The organism is Streptomyces sp. SID14478 (assembly GCF_010548525.1).
In the GTDB taxonomy this organism is placed as follows: Bacteria; Actinomycetota; Actinomycetes; order Streptomycetales; family Streptomycetaceae; genus Streptomyces.
On record NZ_JAAGMG010001432.1, the window covers coordinates 1 to 4,497 of the forward strand.

The window sequence follows — 4,497 nt, forward strand, 5'->3', positions numbered from 1 at the left end:
GGCCCTGCCGGACGGGCGGTTCGTGGACGCGGCGGTGGTGGCGGGTGCGGAGCGCGTGCTGGCGCTGGCCCGGCGCGGGGTGCCGAGCCCGTCCGCGTGAACGCCGGAGGTCCGTCCGCGTGAACGCCGGAGGGCGCCGACCACTCGGTCCGGCGCCCTCATCGACGTACAGCCGACAGCTGTCAGGCCTTCTTGGCCCCCGCGTCCACATCGGCGCCGGCCTCGGCATCGGCCGACTTGTCCAGCTTCACGGAGTCCTCCGAGCCGGAGCCCTCGGAGCCGGAGCTTTCGGAGCCGGAGTCCTCGGAGGAGGCCGAGTCCTTGGCGGGAACGGAGTCCTCGACGGAGGTCGCATCCCCTGACGCGTCGCCCTGGTCCCCGTCGGAGGCGCCCGGCTCGACGATCTCCTCGCGCCCCGGCCGCATCCGCGCCGACAGCACCAGGTAGACCACGGCGAGCAGGAAGACGAAGATCGCCGTCCAGTTGTTGAGGCGCATCCCCAGGATGTGGTGCGCGTCGTCCACGCGCATGTACTCGATCCAGAACCGGCCCACGCAGTACGACGCGACGTACAGCGCGAACGCCCGCCCGTGTCCGAGCTTGAACTTCCGGTCGGCCCAGATGACGAGCAGCGCGACGCCGATGCACCACAGCGACTCGTAGAGGAAGGTCGGGTGGTAGTAGCCCGGCACCCGCCCGTCCGTGTCGGAGGTGATGTGCAGCGCCCACGGCACGTGGGTCTCGCGGCCGTACAGCTCCTGGTTGAACCAGTTGCCCCAGCGGCCCGCGGCCTGGGCGATGGCGATGCCGGGCGCGAGCGCGTCGGCCCACGCCGGGAGCGGGATGCCACGGCGGCGGCAGCCGATCCACGCGCCCACCGCGCCGAGCGCGATGGCGCCCCAGATACCGAGGCCGCCCTCCCAGATCTTGAAGGCGTCCACCCAGTCACGGCCGTCGCTGAAGTACAGCTCGTAGTCCGTGATCACGTGGTAGAGCCGCCCGCCGACGAGGCCGAACGGCACCGCCCACACGGCGATGTCGGCGACCGTCCCGGCGCGCCCGCCACGGGCGATCCAGCGCCGGTTGCCCAGCCAGACGGCCAGGAAGACGCCGATGATGATGCAGAACGCGTAGCCGCGCAGCGGGATCGGTCCGAGGTGGACGACCCCTTGCGACGGACTGGGGATGTAGGCAAGTTCCATGGCAGGGTCGACGCTACCGTGCCGGGCCGTGGACACGTCCAGCAGCCCGGCTACGTCTCCATAACAAGCCTCGCCTGATGAGCCCTGCCTTTATGCGCGGCCTACTTGGCGGCCTCCTGCACCTGCGTCTTCAGCTTCTCGGGGGTCATCGTCTTGTCGTCCATGATGTTCTTGCCGTTCAGCAGGACCGTCGGCGTGCCGGAGTACCCGGCGTCGCCGAACGCCTTGTAGCTCTTGTTGATCCAGCCGTCGTGCGTGCCGTCGTCCACACAGGACTTGAAGGTGTCGGTGACGAGCCCGTCGACCTTCTTGGCCAGGTCGATGAGCTTGCCGTTGTCGGCGAACGCGTCGTCGCTCTCCTCCGGCTGGTTCTCGTACAGCACGTCGTGGTAGCCGGAGAACTTGCCCGCGCCCTGCGCGCACGCCGCCGCGTTGCCCGCGCGCAGGGAGCCGGTGCCGCGCATGTTCGCGTCGATCAGGGTGACCGTGTGGTACTCGACCTTCAGCTGGCCGGAGTCGGTCAGCTCGTGGATCGTCGACCGGTACGTGTCCTCGAAGGACTTGCACGCGGGGCAGCGGAAGTCCTCCCACACCGTGAGCGTCGACTTGGCGCTGTCCTTGCCGACGGGGATCGCCAGATCGTCCTTGCCGGTGGCGCCCTTCGGCGCGACCACGGCGCCCGAGGTGTCGCTGGAACTGTCGTCGCCGGAATTCGCCGCGGCCACTCCGATCACGGCGGCCAGGCCGAGCACGCAGACGACGGCCGCGCCCACGATCAACGTCCGGCGCCGCTTCTCCGCGGCCTTCTGCTTCTCGCGCTCCGCAGCCAGCCGCTCGCGGGCCGCACGCTTTCCCTCACGGTTCTTGTCGCTCACACCGCGCCAACGAACCGGGGAGGCACGAGCGTGCCTCCCCGGTCCCACTTCCACCCATACGGGTTACCCGACTACGCGTCGCCCCGTACGCCGGCGGCGAGTTCGGCGGCGAGCGCGCGCACCGCGGCGAGCCCGGCCTTCTCGTCGTCGGCGTCCAGCATCCGCTTCACGAACGCCGAGCCGACGATGACGCCGTCCGCGAAGCCGGCGACCTCCTTGGCCTGCACGGCGTTCGAGACGCCGAGGCCGACGCAGACCGGCAGGTCGGTGGTGGCCTTGGTGCGGCGGACGAGGTCCTGCGCCTGGTTGCCGACGGACTCGCGGGTGCCGGTGACGCCCATCAGCGAGGCGGCGTAGACGAAGCCCGAACCGGCCGCCGTGATCGTGGCGAGCCGCTCGTCCTTGCTGCTGGGCGCGACGACGAAGACGGTGCCGAGACCGTGCTTGGCCGCGTGCTCCCGCCACGTCGCCGACTCCTGGACCGGCAGGTCGGGCAGGATGCAGCCCGCGCCGCCCGCCTCGGCGAGTTCGGCGGTGAAGCGCTCGACGCCGTAGATGTAGATCGGGTTCCAGTACGTCATGACGAGCACCGGCTTCCCGGTGGCCTCGAACGCCTCGCGGACGGTCCGCATGACGTCCTTGATCTTCAGGCCGCCGCGCAGCGCGATGTCGTCGGCGGTCTGGATGACCGGGCCGTCGAGGACGGGGTCGGAGTGCGGCAGGCCCACCTCGACCACGTCCGCGCCGCCGTCGAAGGCGGCCTTGACCGCCTCGATGCCGCCGTCGATCGTCGGGAAGCCCGCGGGCAGGTACGCGATGAGGGCGGAGCGGCCCTCGGCCTTGGCGGCGGCGAGGGTCTCGTCCAACAGCCGGATGTTCCCGCTCACTTGGCGTCCCCCTCGATCTCGGCCCGCTCGCCCTCGGCGTCGGCGGCCACGACTGCGTCCGTCTCGTACAGCCCGAAGTAGCGGGCCGCGGTGTCCATGTCCTTGTCGCCTCGCCCGGACAGGTTGACGACGATCAGCCCGTCCTTGCCGAGCTCCTTGCCGACCTCGAGGACGCCCGCGAGGGCGTGCGCCGACTCGATGGCCGGGATGATGCCCTCGGTGCGCGACAGCAGGCGCAGCGCCTGCATCGCGGCGTCGTCGGTGACGGCGCGGTACTCGCCGCGCCCGCTGTCCTTGAGGAAGGCGTGCTCGGGGCCGATGCCCGGGTAGTCCAGACCGGCGGAGATCGAGTACGGCTCGGTGATCTGGCCCTCCTCGTCCTGGAGGACGTAGGAGCGGGACCCGTGCAGGATGCCGGGCTCGCCTGCGCTCAGCGTGGCCGCGTGCTCGCCCGTCCCGATGCCGTGCCCGGCGGGCTCGCAGCCGATCAGGCGCACGTCCGCGTCCGGGATGAAGGCGTGGAACAGGCCGATGGCGTTGGAGCCGCCGCCGACGCAGGCGATCGCGGCGTCGGGCAGGCGCCCGGCGCGCTCCAGGATCTGGCGGCGGGCCTCGACGCCGATGACGCGGTGGAAGTCGCGGACCATGGCGGGGAAGGGGTGCGGTCCGGCCACCGTGCCGAAGAGGTAGTGCGTGCGGTCGACGTTGGCGACCCAGTCGCGGAACGCTTCGTTGATGGCGTCCTTGAGGGTGCGGCTGCCGGACTTCACGGCGACGACCTCGGCGCCGAGCATGCGCATCCGGGCCACGTTCAGGGCCTGGCGCTCGGTGTCGATCTCACCCATGTAGATGGTGCATTCGAGGCCGAACAAAGCGCAGGCCGTGGCCGTGGCGACGCCGTGCTGGCCCGCTCCGGTCTCGGCGATGACGCGGGTCTTGCCCATGCGCTTGGTGAGCAGGGCCTGGCCCAGCACGTTGTTGATCTTGTGCGAGCCGGTGTGGTTCAGGTCCTCGCGCTTGAGGAAGACCCGTGCGCCACCGGCGTGTTCGGCGAACCGGGGCACCTCGGTGAGGCTGCTGGGGCGGCCGGTGTAGTGGACGAGGAGGTCGTCGAGCTCGCGGGCGAACTCCGGGTCGTACTTGGCCTTGTCGTACTCGACGGCGACTTCGTCGACGGCGGCGACGAGCGCCTCCGGGATGAACTTGCCGCCGAACGCGCCGAAGTAGCCCTCGGCGCTGGGGACGTGACCGTCCGGGTCTGGGTGGAAGTACTCGGGCATGCGTTTACCTCACGTGGCGCGAATGGGTGATCTGCGATGCGATCGACCCCGCCAGGAGCGAGGGAACCGCGCGAGCAGCCCCACCGAGGTGAGGACGGCTACGCGCCGTGGTGGGCGGACGATTCGTCCGGCCGGCGCGACGACGTGGCCGCTCGCGCCGTTCCCCGCGCCCCTAGCGGGGCGCCTGCCATCGCATCCCGTTCACTTGGCCCGGCTCGTCACCGATGACGTAGCGGACCCGCCGACCGTGCAC

4 protein-coding genes are annotated in these 4,497 nt (G+C 70.9%); all 4 read right to left on the bottom strand.

Features of this window, described 5'->3' with window-relative positions; translation table 11 throughout:
- Positions 1–182: 182 nt before the first annotated feature.
- Complete coding sequence (gene lgt / locus G3I40_RS45120; RefSeq protein ID WP_164560577.1) at positions 183–1,202, bottom strand: prolipoprotein diacylglyceryl transferase; 1,020 nt, start codon at positions 1,200–1,202, stop codon at positions 183–185.
- 101 nt (positions 1,203–1,303) lie between these two features.
- On the bottom strand, positions 1,304–2,077 hold the full coding sequence (locus G3I40_RS45125; RefSeq protein WP_343245221.1) for a thioredoxin domain-containing protein: 774 nt from the start codon (positions 2,075–2,077) through the stop codon (positions 1,304–1,306).
- Positions 2,078–2,148: 71 nt separating this feature from the next.
- Positions 2,149–2,964: a tryptophan synthase subunit alpha gene (trpA, locus tag G3I40_RS45130; RefSeq protein ID WP_164560579.1), complete on the bottom strand. Its 816-nt coding sequence runs from the start codon at positions 2,962–2,964 to the stop codon at positions 2,149–2,151.
- Positions 2,961–4,244 carry a tryptophan synthase subunit beta gene (gene trpB, locus G3I40_RS45135; protein ID WP_164560580.1) on the bottom strand — a complete coding sequence of 428 codons (1,284 nt, stop codon included), beginning with the start codon at positions 4,242–4,244 and terminating at the stop codon, positions 2,961–2,963. The genes trpA and trpB overlap by 4 nt, the downstream gene beginning before the upstream one ends.
- Positions 4,245–4,497: the final 253 nt, after the last annotated feature.

What these genes read in the sequence shown, in the direction of transcription:
- lgt (WP_164560577.1), bottom strand. Translation starts at nt 1,202, where the DNA reads ATGGAACTTGCCTACATCCCCAGTCCGTCGCAAGGGGTCGTCCACCTC.
- trpB (WP_164560580.1), bottom strand. Translation starts at nt 4,244, where the DNA reads ATGCCCGAGTACTTCCACCCAGACCCGGACGGTCACGTCCCCAGCGCC.